The 17,594-nt window shown below is 54.5% G+C and carries 15 protein-coding genes; 5 read left to right on the plus strand and 10 right to left on the minus strand.

Translation table 11 applies throughout. The features are described 5' to 3' along the window. Positions 1 to 108: 108 nt before the first annotated feature. Positions 109 to 660, minus strand: coding sequence for a TetR/AcrR family transcriptional regulator (locus ASD32_RS02535; protein WP_060636337.1), 552 nt, complete (start codon positions 658 to 660; stop codon positions 109 to 111). A gap of 107 nt (positions 661 to 767) precedes the next feature. On the opposite strand from ASD32_RS02535, the gene ASD32_RS02540 reads away from it, so the two are divergent. Continuing rightward, positions 768 to 2,231 (plus strand): amidase family protein, encoded by a 1,464-nt coding sequence (locus tag ASD32_RS02540; RefSeq protein WP_060636338.1) that lies wholly within the window; start codon positions 768 to 770, stop codon positions 2,229 to 2,231. 76 nt (positions 2,232 to 2,307) lie between these two features. Here the strand turns inward: ASD32_RS02540 and ASD32_RS02545 are convergent, their stop codons facing one another. Beyond that, positions 2,308 to 2,979: a TetR/AcrR family transcriptional regulator gene (locus tag ASD32_RS02545; RefSeq protein WP_082546611.1), complete on the minus strand. Its 672-nt coding sequence runs from the start codon at positions 2,977 to 2,979 to the stop codon at positions 2,308 to 2,310. Here ASD32_RS02545 and ASD32_RS02550 point away from each other — a divergent pair. After that, complete coding sequence (locus ASD32_RS02550; RefSeq protein ID WP_200953548.1) at positions 2,972 to 3,997, plus strand: SDR family oxidoreductase; 1,026 nt, start codon at positions 2,972 to 2,974, stop codon at positions 3,995 to 3,997. The genes ASD32_RS02545 and ASD32_RS02550 overlap by 8 nt on opposite strands. A gap of 361 nt (positions 3,998 to 4,358) precedes the next feature. Here the strand turns inward: ASD32_RS02550 and ASD32_RS02555 are convergent, their stop codons facing one another. From ASD32_RS02555 to ASD32_RS02580, 6 genes are all read right to left on the minus strand, one after another. Then, entirely contained in the window at positions 4,359 to 6,380 is a 2,022-nt protein-coding gene (locus ASD32_RS02555; RefSeq protein WP_162252628.1) for a mechanosensitive ion channel family protein, read from the minus strand. 393 nt (positions 6,381 to 6,773) lie between these two features. After that, positions 6,774 to 7,634 (minus strand): class A beta-lactamase, encoded by an 861-nt coding sequence (gene bla, locus ASD32_RS02560; RefSeq protein ID WP_060636341.1) that lies wholly within the window; start codon positions 7,632 to 7,634, stop codon positions 6,774 to 6,776. Between the two features lie 102 nt (positions 7,635 to 7,736). Then, positions 7,737 to 8,369, minus strand: coding sequence for a LysE family translocator (locus ASD32_RS02565; protein WP_060636376.1), 633 nt, complete (start codon positions 8,367 to 8,369; stop codon positions 7,737 to 7,739). A 69-nt stretch (positions 8,370 to 8,438) separates the two neighbouring features. Further along, the gene (locus tag ASD32_RS02570; protein WP_060636342.1) at positions 8,439 to 9,206 is read right to left on the minus strand and encodes an alpha/beta hydrolase; all 768 of its coding nucleotides are present in this window, start codon (positions 9,204 to 9,206) and stop codon (positions 8,439 to 8,441) included. Between the two features lie 178 nt (positions 9,207 to 9,384). Beyond that, positions 9,385 to 10,224 carry an alpha/beta hydrolase gene (locus ASD32_RS02575; protein WP_162252629.1) on the minus strand — a complete coding sequence of 280 codons (840 nt, stop codon included), beginning with the start codon at positions 10,222 to 10,224 and terminating at the stop codon, positions 9,385 to 9,387. Positions 10,225 to 10,777: 553 nt separating this feature from the next. Next, positions 10,778 to 11,674 (minus strand): LysR family transcriptional regulator, encoded by an 897-nt coding sequence (locus tag ASD32_RS02580; RefSeq protein WP_060636344.1) that lies wholly within the window; start codon positions 11,672 to 11,674, stop codon positions 10,778 to 10,780. A gap of 192 nt (positions 11,675 to 11,866) precedes the next feature. Here ASD32_RS02580 and ASD32_RS02585 point away from each other — a divergent pair, with 192 nt between their 5' ends. The 3 genes from ASD32_RS02585 to ASD32_RS02595 all read left to right on the plus strand — a co-directional run bounded on the left by ASD32_RS02585 (position 11,867) and on the right by ASD32_RS02595 (position 14,643). Further along, positions 11,867 to 12,541: a response regulator transcription factor gene (locus ASD32_RS02585; protein WP_060636345.1), complete on the plus strand. Its 675-nt coding sequence runs from the start codon at positions 11,867 to 11,869 to the stop codon at positions 12,539 to 12,541. After that, positions 12,538 to 13,881 (plus strand): HAMP domain-containing sensor histidine kinase, encoded by a 1,344-nt coding sequence (locus ASD32_RS02590; RefSeq protein WP_244490080.1) that lies wholly within the window; start codon positions 12,538 to 12,540, stop codon positions 13,879 to 13,881. Before ASD32_RS02585 ends, ASD32_RS02590 begins: the two co-directional genes overlap by 4 nt. A 75-nt stretch (positions 13,882 to 13,956) precedes the next feature. Beyond that, positions 13,957 to 14,643 (plus strand): type II CAAX endopeptidase family protein, encoded by a 687-nt coding sequence (locus tag ASD32_RS02595; protein WP_060636347.1) that lies wholly within the window; start codon positions 13,957 to 13,959, stop codon positions 14,641 to 14,643. 246 nt (positions 14,644 to 14,889) lie between these two features. Here ASD32_RS02595 and ASD32_RS02600 read toward each other — a convergent pair whose 3' ends face one another. Together ASD32_RS02600 and ASD32_RS02605 are read right to left on the minus strand one after the other, a co-directional pair. Then, on the minus strand, positions 14,890 to 15,228 hold the full coding sequence (locus ASD32_RS02600) for a hypothetical protein (RefSeq protein WP_156383031.1): 339 nt from the start codon (positions 15,226 to 15,228) through the stop codon (positions 14,890 to 14,892). Positions 15,229 to 16,214: 986 nt separating this feature from the next. Beyond that, a complete protein-coding gene (locus tag ASD32_RS02605; RefSeq protein WP_060636348.1) occupies positions 16,215 to 17,108 on the minus strand; it encodes a LysR family transcriptional regulator in 894 nt (297 codons plus the stop codon). Positions 17,109 to 17,594 lie beyond the last annotated feature (486 nt).

Here is a 17,594-nt window from a genome sequence, read left to right on the forward strand (position 1 = left end):
TCTCACGTCTGTTTTGCTGATATATTCTGATTAATGCGCTATCATTTATTGTCGGGTTTGCCTTCATTTGCCGAGTTTAATCATGTCGGTTAGATGTTCCTCAGGCCGCTATCGTGACAGAATGCAACGCATGATGGTCAAGATGTAATCCTCGATCTCTGAAATACTTCCGTTCTGTGCACACACCTGCGCGCCTTCCAGCAGAAACGTGATTTCGGCAGCTGCGAGCTTCGGGTTAGCGACGCCGACCTTGCGGCACATCTCCTGAATTCGCTCTGCCTGTCTGACTTTATGTTTTTCGATGGTTTGTCTAACCGGATGTGCCCTGTCCGCGATTTCGGCGATGGTGTTGATGAACGGGCAGCCTCTATATGAAATTTCTTGAAGACCATGCGCGATGTATTCAGCCCATGCCATCAACTGGGCCCGTGGATTATTTGGGTGATCCAGTTCAACCTGGTCTAGAGCGCCCCTATAACGCTCGATGGTAGCTTCCATCCAATCTTCGATCAGGGCGTCTCGTGATTCAAAATGGCGGTACACGCCCATTTTTGTTGTTCTAGCCTCTGCCGCTATTGCGTCGATGGTAACGTGCTGGATTCCCTTTTCATCGAAGAGCTTATGAGCGGCCGTCGTAATCCGTTCATTCAGCGTGGCCATCTCGACTTCCCTCTATTCGCCTAAGCATGCTTGACAATGATACCGAGCAGTATCATTGATACCAAACGGTATCATTTAAACCAGTTTGCTGTAATAAGGAAGCTATCATGGAACTTCGCGACTACACGTCCTATGACGCTCTTGGTCTTGTCGGGCTGATTGAAGCCGGTGAGGTCTCTCCTCAAGAGGTAGCGAGCGCCGCTGTGGAAGCAAGCGACCTCGTTAATCCTCACATTAACGCGGTAGCGGAGATCTGGACTGACGAAAGCGTGCTTTCGGTATCAGAACTAGATGCGAATGCCGCCTTTTATGGTGTGCCCTTTTTGATCAAGGATCTCGCCATAACCCGGGCGGGGAGGTTGAACGAGCTTGGTAGTCGGCTTGCCGCTGGGGTTCGGGCTACAGAAGATTCCACCTTGATGAGCAAATTTCGGAAAAGCGGGCTTGTTACAATAGGCAGGACGACCACGCCTGAGTTTGCCATCAGCACAACAACGGAGGGCGCTGCAACTGGCCCGACCCGCAACCCTTGGGACATAAGACGCAGCGCTGGCGGATCGAGTGGCGGCTCCGGTGCTGCGGTTGCCGCAGGTATTGTGCCTGTTGCCCATGCGACAGATGGAGGTGGCAGCATCCGCGTCCCAGCGTCAGCGAATGGATTGTTCGGGATAAAGCCATCAAGGGGCAGGGTTTCCAATGGTCCTGCGGTGGATGAAGTCTGGAGCGGCTTAGCCGTGCAGCTTGGCGTCAGTCGTACGGTCAGAGACAGTGCGGCGCTGCTCGACGCTGCTCAAGGTGGCGCTGTGGGGGAGCCGTACTACATCGCCTCGCCCGAGAGCAGCTTTCTGTCGGCGTCATTGGTGGACCCCCGCTCCCTCAGGATCGGCTTCATGCGCGATCCGCTGAATGGCACGAAAACTGATCCGGCAGTTGCGGATCAAATTGAGCTGACTGCCAGGCACTGCGAATATCTTGGGCATGAAGTCACTCGAACCGAACTCGACCTTGGCGTTTCCTGGGAGGCATTCGTTTTCGCGAACGCCCAGTTCTGGACGGTGAATACCGCAGCATGGATCGATGCGATCGCGCAGTTTACAGGACGGCCGCCAGGTGATGACATACTTGAACCCTCCACTCATGCCGTCTACGAGTATGGGCGAAATGTCACCGGCCCAAACCTACTCAGTGCACTCGATGTCAGAAACAGTGTTACGCGTGCGATCGGAGCCTTCTTTGAGAAGCACGACATTCTTCTCACTCCAGTTATACCCCGGTTGCCTCCGTTGATTGGCGAGTACAATGATAGCCAGGAACGGTTGGATGGCCTTGAGTGGGTGAACCATGTTTTCAGCCATTCACCGTTTACTGCCATCGCAAATGTTGCCGGTGTGCCAGCAATGTCAGTGCCTCTGTACGAAGATCCGGGTTCAGGCATGCCGGTGGGATCACAGTTCTTTGCAGGCTTTGGCCAAGAGGCCCTGCTGTTCAGTCTGGCCGGTCAACTGGAGCGCTCTCAACCCTGGTCCGCTCGCAAGCCTAAGATATGGGCTGGGTCACCATCGGTTGGATGAACTGCTGGCTCGATTGGTGGATCAAGAGATTGCCAGCAGCAAGTCTGGTGGCGGGCCTCTCCCGAGTTTTTCTGTTCTAAATGGTAGCATTCTGACTGGCTGATTTATTTAGGAACGCCTGCGACATCGTCAGCATCTGCTGAGTGAAAGCTGGCAACCTGCCTTCAGCGTCTCGATTTTCGAAGACAACTCGTGTTCCGCCGGTGAGCGCGGCAAGGAGACTATAAGCGACTTCATCCGCATTTTTGAAACTCGCGTCCTTACAGGATTCCAGCAGACGGCAGGCTGCCGCCCGGAGGCGGGCAAAAACCTTCTCTACCACATCGGCGACTTCGAGATGGCTCGATATTGCATAGAGCGCGCGCGACCGCTCAGGTTGATCACATTTGGCGAAAATGTAACCTCGAACGATGAATTCGCTGATCTCAAGGAGACAAGCTCCCCTAGCCGCCGAACACGACTCTTCAAATGAGGCGGCTACCTTCCCCAAATAGCTCGTGATGACAGCACGGAGCAGAGCGTCCTTGTTGGGAAAGTACTGGTAAAGTGTCCCAATCGACACACCGGCGCGCTTGGCGATCCGCGTGGTCGTCAATGCCGAGAGTCCGTGTGACAACAGAACCTGAATAGTTGCCTCGAAAATGGCATCTACGGTGGCCGCGGAGCGTGCCTGTATCGGGCTTTTTCTAGGGCCTAGGGACCGCAAGTCTGAGTTTCCAAAATGCGAATAACAAAACTGAATGATCATTCATATAATTGATCCGATGCTGCGCCTGTCAACATCGGCGGCCGGTATTGAGTTCAGAATTTTCTGCATCGGAGATAAAATGTCATCAGTCTCGTCCCAATCTTTCGATCTACCGTTGCACCATGATCTGTATCCGGCAATCGATCCTGCGGGAGTGCTTGCAGGAAGCGCGGACGGGAAGGTTGCCTTTATCAGCGGTGGATCATCCGGTATCGGGAGGGCGACCGCGGTAGCACTTGCGAGAGCGGGTGCTCGAGCGATTTTCCTGACAGCACGAAGCGAAGGCAAGCTTGAGGAAACTCAGGCAGTGATAAGCCGCGTTTCTCCTGCCACGGGCTGCGCCTACATGCTCTGTGACGTTAAAGATAAAGATCAGGTAAAGGCCGCGATCGACGAATGTGTCACCCGCTTTGACGGCATTGATATTGCGCACGCAAATGCCGGCTATCTCGACAAGTGGAGTAAGATCGGCGACTCCGATCCTGAAAGCTGGTGGCACTGTTTTGAGGTGAATGTGCAGGGTACCTACCATGTAGCGCGATATGCAATCCCGCATCTTGTTGCGTCAGCACAGAGGCATCGACACTCGGCTATATCCGGTGGGCATCTGATCCTGATGTCATCCGTGGGTGCTCAGCTTCTTACCCCCGGCGCATCCGACTATCAGACGACAAAGCACGCACTAAACCGCCTCTGCGAGTTTATCCAGGTCGATCATGGTTCCGATGGTATGAAATGCTTTGCTATTCACCCGGGTGGTGTCCCAACCGACCTCGCCTTGAACATGCCCCGAGAGATTCATTCAGTATTGGTAGACAAACCTGAGCTTGCAGCTGGCTTCATTACGTGGCTCTGCTCCGGGCGAGCCGATTGGGCAAGTGGGCGCTACCTTAGCGCTCAGTGGGACGTCGACAAGCTCTTGTCTACGAAAGACGACATCCTTCAAAACGATCTCCTTGTAAATCGGCTACGGACGGCCGGAGGGCTTTCAAGCGTCCTCCCGTCTCTCTATGGTTGACTACCGGGTTCCGCTTTGCAGTAGTTCAAATCGCGTCGGATGTCGTCCTGGCGACGACCTCGTCTTTGGGGGCGGGGCTTCACCGTCGATCCAAGCGGCTTTGAGATAGCTGTAAAATCGGTCGAACGGCCTGCCGCACTCTGGACATCGATACCACTCTTACCTCCGTGTCGAAGTGCCGGTATCCCGTTTATGTAAAGGACCTGACCTGGAGTGTCCGCCACCCGGTGCTCATAGTGGCTTGGCACCAGATGTGGGTTGTAAACGGACGACGCGGCCGACATCACATCCGGAATTTGCATTCTCTAGATTGGCTTAAAGCGTAAGGCCGCTTGAGATCCGTTGGAATCCCTGAGGGTAATCAATTTTCTTCCTCTGTGTTGGCCATGTCCCTTTTGTGGCGCTGGAGATAGGACTGTGCTGCAACTGCTTCGTTATCCATACTAATCGGCTGGCCGCCCGGCTGGCCTCCGTGGATGTGAACTGTCGGCACAGGAATCTCTATTCCGTTCTCTCTGAAGAGCTCGCGCACGCGAAGGTAAAACCTGCCCTTCATTCCGAAGGCGCCGCCGGGTCGGGTCGTAGCCTTGATGCGAAGGACGATGCCGTATTCACCAAACTCCTGCACGCCCTGCAACTTGATTGGTTCGATAACCCAGAGTTTGTATTCCGGGTCCTCGGCCAGTTCCAGTCCGAGGCGTTTAATGAGCTTTCGCGCAACGTCGAGATCGGTATTGAAGCCGACAGTTATGTTAAACTTGTTTGTCGACCAGTCGCGGCTACCGTTGCACACAGCACCCAGTTCCCCGAATGGGATTGTGTAAAGTAGGCCACGATGGTGGCGCAGTTTCACCGAGCGTAGCGAGAAGCTTTCAACTGTGCCGCTGAATTTGCCTGTCGAAATGTGCTCCCCAACCCGAAACGCATCGTCGATGAGATAGAATACGCCCGAGATCACATCCTTGACAATCGTCTGCGCGCCGAAGCCGATGGCAACGCCCACGACACCTGCACCCGCGATCAACGGCGCGATCTGAATTCCGACCGACGACAGTATCATAAGGGTCGCCATGACGAGAATGATTGCAAGCATGATGTTCTGGAGGATTGGCAACAGCGTGAGAAGGCGGGCTCCATGGGAATTGACGACCGCCACGGCGTCAGCATCGTCTGTGATGGCCGGCGTCTGATTGCCGATCTTGTGCTGGATGATAGCTTTGATGATCGACCACACGAAATCAGCTCCGAGTGCGACGACCGCTGCATTGAGCAATCCGCGAATTACAAGCGTCATTCCTGGACTGGTCTCGGCAAAGCTGGACAGGTCAAGCCCCCACACTTTTGCCAGAAAATAGGCCGCCACAACAATAATTCCCAGCCGAATGGCGCGATCGACGACCGCAATTGTCACAGCAGGAACGGGAGGCGAGTCGCTCTCGCCCGTTGGAGGCCTCAAAGCGTAGGTCACAGCATGGGCTGCGATCATGATGGCGAGCGGCGTGGCAACTGCTCCCACAACAAACCAGAATGCCACGTTGGCGCCTCCGATTCGGAGGAGTAACAGCAGCAAAAAGTAGGCAGTTAGCAGCCAAGAGGTCGTCTGGTGGCCGAAGAGGCCAGGACGCTCCAGATCCTCGGCGCGGGCAACGGGGCGCTGCCAAAGGGCAAGCAATGCGATGGCAAACACAATCAGATCGATCACGACAATGGGCGCGAGCACGTCATCTGTCGTGAAACCGAATCTGGCACGAAGCGATAAAGTCGCTATGGCGATGGCAATGGCGAAGGAAACGATGCCGATCCAGCGATACCAGTGATCAGCGCGAGCGTCGCTGACATTAAAGGCACGCACTTCGCGTGCGCGAACGACACCCATGAAAGTTGGTAAGAGCCCGACCCGAGCAACAACGCGTATCGCCCAAATCACAATGGCGGCCGTCAGATAGGCGAGCACGATCTCACGCAACAATGGCGGCCAATCGAACAGGAGGAACGCCCCGGCGCTACCAACGGTGAATGCACTCATTCTGAGCAGACCCATCAAAAAGCGCCCGCCGAACTTTCCGATTCTGCCTTGTGGCGTGTCCACGTCCTGCGCAATCGTCCAAAGCCGCAGTGGCCTGCCAAGATGGTAGGCCAGGTAGGAGAAAGCGGCCCCGACGGTCACGAAAAGAGCGATAAGCGCAACAACGGTGAACCCTCCTTTGTCGCCAATATCCTTCATAATTACCTGGCGCACCGTTTCCAAACGATGTGGCATGAGCTGCCAGCTGTGTGCAAGTCGCGCCAGATGGGTATTCACGCCCTCAAGCGCAGTTGACATCATGCCGCGGTCGCTGGCTGTCAGTGGAACCGGCGTCGCATTTTCTCTTGCCGCCAGCACGGGTCTCTCCGCTGTCAGCCACTCCCTCACAGCTGGATCTTCAAGCAGATTGAGTAACTGATCGACCTTGCCAGATTCCGGAGGAGGCACCTCTGCCGCGGCCGGTCTTGAGAGGATATTTGCCAGAAGGAGGCATGCTATCAACGCGAAGGCGCCCCGTGCCACCGCAGCATTAAAGCACTTTTGGAGGATGACAACTGTTATAGGCAGAGCGTTTCTCATAGATCTGGTTATCCGCAATTGAAGGACGCGATGATCCTTTCGGTTTAGTTTCTCATCAATTCCTGCATTCCAGCGACCAGTTGCGGCGCGAACAACCTGGAACATATTCTGAAGACGTCGCGGGCGTGTTTCAGTCACAAGGCAGACCGTCGAAGGCACCGATCGAAAGCCCTAGGGTGACACGACTTTAGCCAGCGCCTGCCCCATTTGAGAGATCGCAGTATTTCGTTCGTCCATGGTCGCGTCTGTCTCGGTTATGTAGATCGCCGCAACGAGCGGGGCTTTTTCGGGCGGCCATATCACCGCAATAATTCCACGCGTGCCATGACCTCCTGCACCTGTTCTGTCAGCTATCTGCCAATTCTTCGGAATGCCGGCTCGCAGCAGCGGATCACCGACTTCATTACCTTTCAGCCAGGCCGCAAGTTGCTCGCGAGAGTTCCTCGAGAGACTGTCACCAAGCAACAGGTTCTGGAGAGATAAGGCGATTGCCCGTGGCGTTGTCGTGTCACGCTCATCGCCAGGCGTGCCCTCATTAAGTTCCGTCTCCCATCGATCCAGCCGTGTGATATTGTCGCCGATGGTGCGCATAAAGGCGGTGAAGCCTTCTGGCCCGCCAATGTTTTCAAGAATTTTGTTGGCGGCGGGATTATCACTGGTTCGTGTCGTGGCATCGCAGAGATCACCAAGACTTACCTCTCGGCCGACCCAGTCCTTGGTGACAGGCGCATAGGTGACAAGATCGCTATCATTGATTTCTATCGTGTTATCCAGGCTTTTTTCGCCGGTGTCAGCTTTTGCCAGAAGCGCCGCGCAGGCCAAAGCTTTGAAAGTGGATACCATGGGGAAACGCTCATCTGCGTTGAATAACCAGCTTTCGCCGTTGCCGGAGTTGTAGATCGCATACCCCACGCGAGCATCAAGCCTTTCTTCAATCAGTAGAGCCGCCTCTTGGAGCGGGTTTGCGTAGCTGCTGTTCACCGACAAAGCCGAGATAAAAGACGTACCGATCAGAGCTGAAAGTCTGTTCATCAAAGTTCCTCCAGGTCAGGGTATCCGGGTCTTAAAATGTCTCTCTTCAAGGTTTCCACCCCCGCTCAACAGCTTTGTTGCGTGCCGGCCATGCATGGCAGATCAGGTTGTTATGGCGGACCAGACCATCACTGCTCCGAAAATTATGAAGATCACGCCAGTCAGATTTCGGCCGCGCTTTGCCTGTTCAGGTTTACGTAATAAGCGCGCAATTCGGCGTGCTCCAAAAGCGTAGGCGCCGAGAACGACGAGCTTTACAAATACGAAGGTAAGAACCAGAACCAGAAGAAGGGAAGGGCCGCTGCCTGGCGGGATGAACTGAGGAAACAGGGCTGCGAAAAAAAGGATGGCCTTTGGATTGCTGATACCGACACCAAAAGAATAGAGCCACAGCTTCACTCCATTTCGCTTTCCGTCCGGCTCTGACCTTGTCGAACCAACCTGGATTGGGGACGGGCGACGAAGGTAAAGCCAACCGAGCCAGACAACATACGCTGCCCCCATGAGGCGCACCGTCATGAAGACAGCAGGATGTGTGACCAATAGAGCTGCAATGCCAACAACCGAGAGCCAGGCGAGTAAGGCGATCGCCAGGAGATCGCCGCTCAACGCGCTGATCGCGCGCCACCGACCCAGAGACAAGGCATTGTTGACGAGAAGCAGAGTGGAAGGACCCGGCGTAGCAACTTGAGCCGCGCTGATCAGGACGAAAGTTAAATACGCCGTATATTCCATTAAGTGGCTCTGGTACGAGGGGCTGGAGATTGGTAACTCAATGCTTTGGTGCAATAGCAAGGCAGGCGCCTATTCTGCAGCTTCGGCGATAAGATCTGCGACAACCTTCGGCGTTGAGATCATTACGACATGCGATGCACCTTCGACCACGATGGTGCGCTTTGAGCCGGCCCGCTCTGCCATGAACATGAGTGCCTTCGCTGGAATATTCTTGTCACCGTCGCCATAGACAAAAAATGACGGCAGCGCCTTCCAGGCCGGTTCACCGGACTCCTCAGTCAAGGCAGCTTCGCTGATGGGCCGCTGGACGACTGCCATGAGAGCGGCTGTTTCTGATGGGACATCGTGAGCGAACTGGGTGTGAAACTTGTCCTGTTCAATGTACAGATCGACACCGCCGTCGCTAAGTTTGACAGGGGCAGACAGTGCTTCAACGAGGGTGCTGCCGGGGAATTTCCCGGCCAGATCGGCCGCGGCCTCCCCCTTTTCTGGTGCGAATGCCGCCACATAAACCAGAGACTTGACGTTGTCCCTGCCTCTCGCCGCATTTGAGATCACCTGGCCGCCATACGAATGACCTACCAATACAACTGGACCTTCAATACTGTCGACGACATCTGAGACCAGACGCGCATCAATCGACACGCTCCTCAGTGGATTGGCAACCGCAACGGTTTTGTACCCATCCTTTTGCAGATGGGTGATAACGCCATTCCAGCTTGATGAATCTGCGAAGGCTCCGTGAACGAAGACGATTGTGGATTTCGCGGGCTGAGCTGCAGCATTGCCTGCCAGCAAAGTGGTCGATACAGCGACAGCCGAGATGAACTTTGACATGGTGTTTCCTTTGATAGCGATGGTTTTTAACAGACGGTTTCGACTGGGCGCTTGCGGTCAGTTCAGTCCCGCCTTGGGACACTGCGTCATGCTTTTAACTGGCGCTTGTCCCCTGTCATGTGTGACCACATTGGCCAAAACCCACGTGGACAGTTTGTTCGCGCTGAGCCACGAACGCCTACCTCAGAAATACGTTGAGTTCCTTTGCGACCTGGGCTGGCTGTTCCTCGATAACCCAGTGCCCCGAAGAGTGAATAACACCGCCGCAGACTCGATCAGCAAGCGACTGAAATTGTTCGAACGGGCCTCTGCCCATCGACTTGTCGCCACCCACTGCCCAAACAGGCATTGTCAGTTTTTTCTTTGTCAACCGATCCAGAGCGGGGAGATCACCCGCGATCTCCCGGTACGCCCCGACAAGACCGGCGATACCCCCCGGAGCGGCCAGGTGACGGGCATATTCGTCTAGTGCTTCAGCTTCGATCGCGTCGATGTGGCTGTAGGTTCTGAAGAACTCGGACAAATAAGCATGTTCACGTCCCGCAATCAGGATCTCCGGTAACCTCGGATGAGCATAGAGGCCAAAATGCCAGTAGCCCGAGAGGACGGGCTCCAGCGAGGTGGAAGGCACACCGAGGATTGGAGCCTCCAGGACCGCCAGTTTGCGCACTTCAGACATGTGCTGTGCTGCATAGGCATATGCTACAAGCCCACCCAGATCGTGACCGACCAGATCCACAACACCCAGGTCGAGATGTTGAACAAGCTGATGTACGTCTTCCGTGATCGTAAAAATTCCATATCCCGTCGCCGGCCGATCGCTGCTGCCGTATCCCCGCAAGTCCGGGATGACGATCGTATGATCCCCGGACAGCAGAGGAACCAGCTTACGCCACGATAGAGAAGTCTGCGGGGACCCGTGCAATAATACCAACGGCTGACCTTGACCGCCATATCGGTAGCGGAGACGTACGCCGTTCACTTGAGCGTAACATTGCTTCAGCTTGTCAAATTCCACTCTAACCTCCATGCAAGGCCATTTCGCCTGTCGCGTTCCAAGTTTGAGCTCACCTCAAAGCTGGGCCCCAACACTCCCTCATGCTTTCCTGGAAAGCACGATCTCCAAACCAGGCTTCGAGTAATCGCTTCAAGGGTTACCTGGCGCGCCTTGTAGCCCGTGCGAGAGGAACCGAGCCAAACTGCCAGAGTGTTTTCCGACATCTCTCAGTTTGAAATCGCTGCAAGGCGGCATGCGCAGGGGGTGTCGATGTCATGCCCCGTGCGGGAGGCGTCGCGGACATGTACAGGGGCAAAAAAGTTGGCGACGCCATGATACGCTTGGTCTCCGGTGAATCACGAAATACTTTCACCGCATGCTTGTATTAGGATAAATTATTAGTGTGAATTGCCCCAGAACGCATTAATCGATTCCAGTAAATGCAACAATCAGACGCGGCTAGTTCGCCTGTTTTGGACAATATCAGCGTCGGCGCCGACGCCTCCCGCGACTGTACCGAAATCGCTGGTCCACCGTCTTGATGGTATCTGATTTACTGCAGCAGACGATCAAGTCATCGAATACTGGCAAGAGGTTGCAAATGCTTTTCGAAAAATTCGGAGAAGGCGGCGATTCGTGGAGGTAGTGACTGATAGGGTGGGTAGTAAAGCGTAAGCCAGAGATCTGGAGGAGCCCATCCTTTGAATACGTGAATCAAACGCCCGGATCGTATGTGCTCTGCAACATTAAATCCAGGCAAGAGCGCAACCCCCAGGCCATGTGAGGCCCAATCGGCGAGAACCTCACCACTGTTGGCACTGAACGCGCGTCCCGCAGTAATGCTCATGGAGGATCCACCGTCCGAAAGCACCCAGTTTTCCCGCCGGCCTTCGCCACTGTACGCCAAACAGTCGTCAGGCTTGAGGAAGCCGGGATGATCCATGGATGCGTACCGGCTGCCGGGAGCTGCAACGAGTATTCGCGGCATCATGCAGATCTTGCGCCATATTGTGTACTTGTCCGACGGCTGAAGAGAAATGCGTATCGCAAGGTCGAAGTCATCATCGACAATGTTGATCAAGCTGTCGGACAGACAGACCTCGAAGCTCATCTTCGGATATAGCTTGTTAAAATCAGAAATGACCTTGGGCAGGATGGTTTTGCCAATCCACATCGGCGCACTCAACCTCAAGCGGCCCTCATCTACTTTGTTTGCGTTCATGATGTCGCGACGGGCTCCATCAAGACTATCGAGCAACGGCTTGATCTGGGCGGCATAGACGGCGCCATCAGTAGTAAGGGCTACCTGCCTTGTTGTTCGAACAAACAATTGAACCCCGAGGTCAGCCTCCAGTCCTGCAATTGCGCGCGTTACTGACGCCGGCGTCATATCGAGCTCACGAGCAACCTGCGCAAAATTCTTTTTATCGGCAGCGACGAGGAACACACGAAGGGTTCTGTGATCGTTCATTTTATTATTACATCCCGGACAACGTATTCATGCATAATATTGCAATTTAACTCCTAGCGCAATCCGCGTAGTTTTTAACGTGAAATTCAGGCCATGGGCTCGCAATTATGTGCGCGTTTTCTCCGGGGACAGGCGCTACCTCGCGCCGCGATAAGCTTTGCGAAACAGACACGTCATCCTGTGTGAGGTCAGATGAGGATACTGCTCGTTGAGGATGAGGCACAGTTCGCAAAAGCATTACGCAGCGCCCTTGAACGCGACCGGTTCGTGGTAGACTGGGTGGATAGCATCTCGCTCGCCTGCGAAGCGTCGCGGTCGCGCGTCCACGAGCTAGTTCTGCTTGATCGTACCTTGCCCGACGGCGACGGCATAAGCCTTATTCATCAACTTCGGATCGATTCTCCTGGCATTCCGATCATCGTTCTGAGCGCTCACGGAGAACTGACTGACCGGGTTGCCGGGCTGGACGATGGTGCTGACGACTATCTCGTCAAGCCATTCGATCTGCAAGAACTGCTTGCTCGTATTCGTGCCGTGCAGCGTCGCCCGAATGAGGTTGTGTCGGACGACATCATTGTGGGTGGTCTTGTGTTCGATATGGCCTTTGGGGAAGCACGAGTTCATGGACTACGACTGATTCTGCAAAGGCGTGAAGTGGCTGTACTCACCGCTCTGATGCGACGACGCGGGCGTGTCGTCCTGCGCGAGACACTTGAGGAACAGGTTTACGGCTTCGATGACGCAATTCAGTCCAACACCCTTGACTCCCACATCTCACGCTTGCGCCGGAAGTTTGCCGATGCTGGCGCTGGCGTCGAGATCCATACGATCAGAGGAGTGGGCTATTTGCTCAGGGCAACGAATTGAGCGGCCGTCAGCCATCATTGAAAATGAGCCTGATTACGCGGCAGCTTGTCCTTCAGTTTATGGCCATCGCAGCTGCAGCCACCGGATTCATAATCTTTTTCGTTCATTCTACCCTCGACGGGATGTACGTCGAGGAGGAGGTTGTGCGGATTGCTGCCAACGCGATCGTCCGAGATGCGGAAGGAATGCCTGTGGTCCAAATGGCCCCCGAGCTGGCGACACTGCAAGAGGAAGTGCCGGATCTGTGGTTCGCGGCAAGGCTTGACGACGGCGATACGGTTGTCTTTGGCCAGGTGCCGCCCGAACTTGCGTCCTTGGTTCCACATCTCGAAAAATTGTCTTCTGCAGACATCCGCGGACAGTTTGCTCCTTTTTCACTTTCCGCGATTGTGCGACAGTTGTCCGGCCCTCTTGGCGATATGAAGATCATCGCGCATGGTCGGGTCCGACCATTCACTACGCTCATCACTTTAGCATCGAATGTCGTGGCCATCGCTCTATTTCTTGCCTTGGCTCTTGTCTCCATCATCGCAACACCTCTGATTGTAAGGCGCGCTTTGGCAGGCGTAGTGAAGACCGCGGAAGAAGCAAAGTTGATCGACGCGGAGCGCCGGGGAATCCGACTGTCTGAGGGCAAGGTTCCGCGAGAGATTTTCCCGTTGGTGCACGCTGTCAATGAAGCCTTGGGCCGCCTCGATGAAGGTTATGATCGTCAGAACCGCTTTATCGCTTCTGCGGCGCACGAGCTACGAACGCCGATCGCCATCCTGAAAATGAAGATCGATGCGGTAGACGAAAAAGACAAATTTTCACTTTCGCCGGACCTGTTACGGCTTGCGACACTTGCCGAGCAGTTGCTTGATGTTCATCGACTGGATAATGGCGCGCCAAGCGACCCGATCGAGCTCAAGATCCTGGCGCGCAGCGTCGCTGCCGATCTAGCGCCGGTACTGATTGCGTCGGGCAAGGCAATTGAGGTGGTCGTTGAACAGGCCGGAATGATAACTGGCAACGCGGGAGCGATAGAACGCGCGCTGACAAATCTCATCCAGAATGCAGTCGAGCATGGCGGAGAAGAGGTCATCGTGAGGGTCAAAGGTCCCATTCTCGAAGTGGAGGATAATGGTCCTGGAATCCCTGCGGACGAATACGAACGTGTGCTTGAACCTTTTTATCGCTTAAAGCCTCGCTCTTCTGGTGCCGGGCTCGGACTTAACCTTGTCAAGCAAGTCGTCGACCACCACCGCGGCCACATCACCATTGCTATGGCACCCGGCGGAGGGACGATCGTGCAAATGAAATTTATCGCGGTTCAGTATCCACCGTCCGGTCAATGTTGACACCATGTTTTCCTGCGCATCTGTCCAGGCGGACGCGATGCCTGCGCGACCACATTCTCATTCCGGGAGGTGACTATGACCATAGCGGTTGAACAGAAAAAACCTGGCTGGCCAGAGATATCAATTGGCCTCGTTACATATGCCGCGCTGCTTTTCGCGTTCGCCTTGATGCTGGGACTTCTTCCGCAAGACGATCCGGTGCTTCTCGGTATCGTCGGATCAACCGCCGGAGGCGTTGTCGGTGTTGGCGCTTTCTATGCAGCATTCTGCCTGCGCATACGCGCGTTGCGCCCGTTCGGGTTCAAGCCAGTTTCATATCTTTGGCTTCTCGTTGCTTTTGCGGTTGCGGTCGTCGGCTACGGCCTTAACCTGATCATACAATTTGCATGTGTGGCCTGGTTTGGCAGCACTAATCCGCAAGGCATCTTGCATGCCGCAGCACAGGGCGGAGCACATCCGTTTCTACTGTCTTTTCTGGGCGGCGCCATTTTCACACCTTTTGGCGAAGAGATCTTGTTCAGAGGTGTGATTGCGAACGCACTTTTCCGATATGGCGCCTTCGCCGGGATCGCTCTCAGCTCGGTAATATTTGGCCTGGCACACGGCTTGAACATGATATTACCAATTGCGATCATGGTCGGTGTTCTATCCGCCATCCTCTTCCGTGTAACGGAATCGGTCTGGCCGAGCGTCGCCTTTCACTGCGTCTACAACGGTGCAAACAGCGTCGCATCCGCCTTGGGCTTTGCCCCAATGCAATAGAACATCAATCAACTTGACGCTGTCCGCCATAAACGCTTCTTGCGTTAAGGAGGCAGACGGCGCCACAAACGACATTTGTTCGCGCAGGATAGGATCTTTCCTGTTGGTCGAAAGAAATCGATGGTTCAGAAATGATCGCGGACACGATTTGAGCCTTGCCTACAACGGCAGCAGATTCCCAGAGTCCTGAAAGGCGAATTGGTAGAAGCGCCAGGATGCGTTGCATGAGCTAACGCCCTTCAACTTTCAAAGTGGAGGATAGGGCTCGATATTCGCTGACCAATAATGCTGGGCTATGTTCTGGCAGTTCCGAATGACGTGGTAAGCGCTTTCAGGATCACCGCCTGCGAAGGTTTCCGGGTCCGCGCCGCATATCATGCAGTACATTCGTTGGAGGACCCCGAACGTGAAGTACTCCATTGGCGGGGCGGCATCGACGTGGCCGATTCTCTGCAACTCGTCTTTGACCTGCTTGACTGTTACTTCCAAAGCTGAATCGACCGTGGTGAACAGCCTTTTGTCAGTATGTGCAATGATTTTGACGATCTGTTCTTGAGTCGATGTAAGAACGACGGTATTTTCCATAATCGCTAACTCCACTGTTGATCCGTCGACCAAAGTGTCGGTGTTGGAAGAGCGGAAGATGTAATGTGAATCATGTCCTGAACCGATTTCAGGAAAACCAGGAGGGATAGCACTGCAACACTTTGGTGGTGCGGTGGTCAATGGCGTTCGGCCGAGCGGGTCGCCATATTAAACGCTCGACCGAAACCGTCTCTCTAGGTATGAGTTAGCTAGCGTGGGCGCCGCACGAGCCGATAAAATAGTCAGCATGAGGGCGGGGTTAAACGCTACACGAAGCTCGGCATCTGATTTTTATCGCCGGCATTCGCGACGATCAGGATTGCGCCTGCAGCGTTCCCAGCGTGCACGATCAGCCATAATCTGGGCGTCTTTCGCGATCTCCGTCGTAAGCTTCGTCCGCTCTAGAGACTCCAGTTGCCGGTTATCGCGCCGACGCTGCTGTTCAAGCATGCAATTCGTATAGGCCGGTGAGCCGTAATGTGCTCCGAAGCTCTGGCACGTGCTTGTATCTGCATATCGACGGTCTTCGCTTGATACACACCCCGACAATGCGATGCCAAACATAGCTATCGGGAACAGATATATCGCACACCGTTTACGTCCGGCATTTGCGTAGTGAAGCATTCAAGAAATCTCCTTTTCAATCGGGTTCGCGGTTCTCAGCAACGAGAGCACGACTTTACGGCAGCCTGCTCGAACGCCAGATCAGCCAAACTCCACAAAACATGTGCAGGTTGCCGCAACATTGTCCCGGTTTGGGGATGATGAAGACGAAGTTGACTCGGGTGCGCCGGACGGAGATGTCTGACCAGACAGACGGGATGATGTTATGGCAAAAGCACAGGCAGCGCCGTTGGCGCTGTCGTATTGACGCTGCGCGCTAGTCCCAAGAATCCGGGCTTGTTAGTCGGAATCGGGCAGGGTGCAGAACTTGCTATGCTTCTTCCATTCCCGAAACCGCGGCGGGTGATCAGGTGAGCGATACTTCACAAGCTACCAGCAAGCGGTCGAATATACTTTTCAATATGTTCTGACAATGTTGCGATGCGTGGGGGCAAAGTTTGACACGGAGGGTAGCAAAGTGTGAGCCAAAGATCTGGCGGAGCCCATGCTTTGAATACGTGAACCAGTCGGCCTGATCTCAGATGCTCTGCAACATTAAATCGAGGCAGGAGCGCTACTCCCAGCCCATGTGAAGCCCAATCAGCGAGAACCTCTCCACTGTTGGCACTGAACGCGCTGGCAGTAACAATCATGGAAGCCCCGCCATCAGAGAGAATCCAGTTCTCACTCTGACCTTCCTCATTGTAAGCGAGACAGTCTTCCGGCTCGAGCAGGCCGGGATGATCCATCAAAGCGTAAGGGCTGTCGGGAGCAGCCACCAGTATTCTCGGGACAGGACAAATTTTCCGCCAGGTGTCGTATTTGTCCGATGGCTGAAGAGAGATGCGTATCGCAAGATCAAAGCCATCTTCAACGATATCTACCAAGCCGTCCGACAGGCAGAGTTCGTAGCTCATTTTCGGGTAAAGCTTGCTGAATTGAGCAATCACCTTGGGCAAAATCGTTTCTCCGAGCCAAGTCGGAGCGCTCAACCTCAAAAGACCTTCATCCACTTTGTGTGCGTGCATAGTATCGCGGCGGGCTTCATCAAGACTGTCGAGCAATGGCCTGATGTGGGCAGCATAAACTGCACCCTCGGTAGTAAGTGTTACCTGCTTTGATGTCCGGATAAACAATTGCATGCCCAGTTCGGCCTCCAACCCGGCGATCGCGCGTGTTACTGAGGCCGGCGGGATATCAAGCTCTCGGGCGGTCTGCGCAAAACTCTTTTTATCAGCTGCGACAAGGAACAGGCGAAGGGTCCTGTGATCGTTCATCTAATTATTACATCCCGGACAACGCATTCGTGCGTAATATTGCAATTCCTTTTTACGCACAATCTTTTAGGTTCAAGGAGTGGAGAGCAGGGCAATAAGGGAGGGTTGAAGCATGATAAGAGCGCCAGACAACAGTGACATGTCAGGTTGGTCGAGCGCTATGGGCAACCGGAATTTTTTCGACGCAAGCTGTTCCTGCAGCAGAAAACTCGTTGAAACGTTTCGTGTCGCCGCTTTCATCTCGCGCCCTGAGCTGCATCCCGGTTCGCCCGAAATGTAAAACCTGCTGTGACAAGTCGTTAAGAGGCCAATTTACGAGCCGTCTCGAAAGCGATGAGGCGAGACTTGTACCACTGGTGGCTTAAGGCCGTGTAACGACGGCAGGCAATTTCACCAACTACCTTCCAGGAACGACTGCCTCAGCTGGCAGGCGCCCGCCGAAGGTATGCCGTCCCCAAGCGCCGCCCAGCGGCAAATGATCCAAAG

This window comes from Rhizobium sp. Root483D2 (assembly GCF_001426685.1).
Classification (GTDB): Bacteria; Pseudomonadota; Alphaproteobacteria; order Rhizobiales; family Rhizobiaceae; genus Pararhizobium; species Pararhizobium qamdonense.

Excerpts from the sequence above, each read along its gene's own strand:
- ASD32_RS02535 (WP_060636337.1), bottom strand. The coding sequence starts at position 660 with ATGGCCACGCTGAATGAACGGATTACGACGGCCGCTCATAAGCTCTTC.
- ASD32_RS02540 (WP_060636338.1), top strand. The coding sequence starts at position 768 with ATGGAACTTCGCGACTACACGTCCTATGACGCTCTTGGTCTTGTCGGG.
- ASD32_RS02550 (WP_200953548.1), top strand. The coding sequence starts at position 2,972 with ATGATCATTCATATAATTGATCCGATGCTGCGCCTGTCAACATCGGCG.
- ASD32_RS02545 (WP_082546611.1), bottom strand. The coding sequence starts at position 2,979 with ATGATCATTCAGTTTTGTTATTCGCATTTTGGAAACTCAGACTTGCGG.
- bla (WP_060636341.1), bottom strand. The coding sequence starts at position 7,634 with ATGAACAGACTTTCAGCTCTGATCGGTACGTCTTTTATCTCGGCTTTG.
- ASD32_RS02565 (WP_060636376.1), bottom strand. The coding sequence starts at position 8,369 with ATGGAATATACGGCGTATTTAACTTTCGTCCTGATCAGCGCGGCTCAA.
- ASD32_RS02570 (WP_060636342.1), bottom strand. The coding sequence starts at position 9,206 with ATGTCAAAGTTCATCTCGGCTGTCGCTGTATCGACCACTTTGCTGGCA.
- ASD32_RS02580 (WP_060636344.1), bottom strand. The coding sequence starts at position 11,674 with ATGAACGATCACAGAACCCTTCGTGTGTTCCTCGTCGCTGCCGATAAA.
- ASD32_RS02585 (WP_060636345.1), top strand. The coding sequence starts at position 11,867 with ATGAGGATACTGCTCGTTGAGGATGAGGCACAGTTCGCAAAAGCATTA.
- ASD32_RS02595 (WP_060636347.1), top strand. The coding sequence starts at position 13,957 with ATGACCATAGCGGTTGAACAGAAAAAACCTGGCTGGCCAGAGATATCA.
- ASD32_RS02600 (WP_156383031.1), bottom strand. The coding sequence starts at position 15,228 with ATGGAAAATACCGTCGTTCTTACATCGACTCAAGAACAGATCGTCAAA.
- ASD32_RS02605 (WP_060636348.1), bottom strand. The coding sequence starts at position 17,108 with ATGAACGATCACAGGACCCTTCGCCTGTTCCTTGTCGCAGCTGATAAA.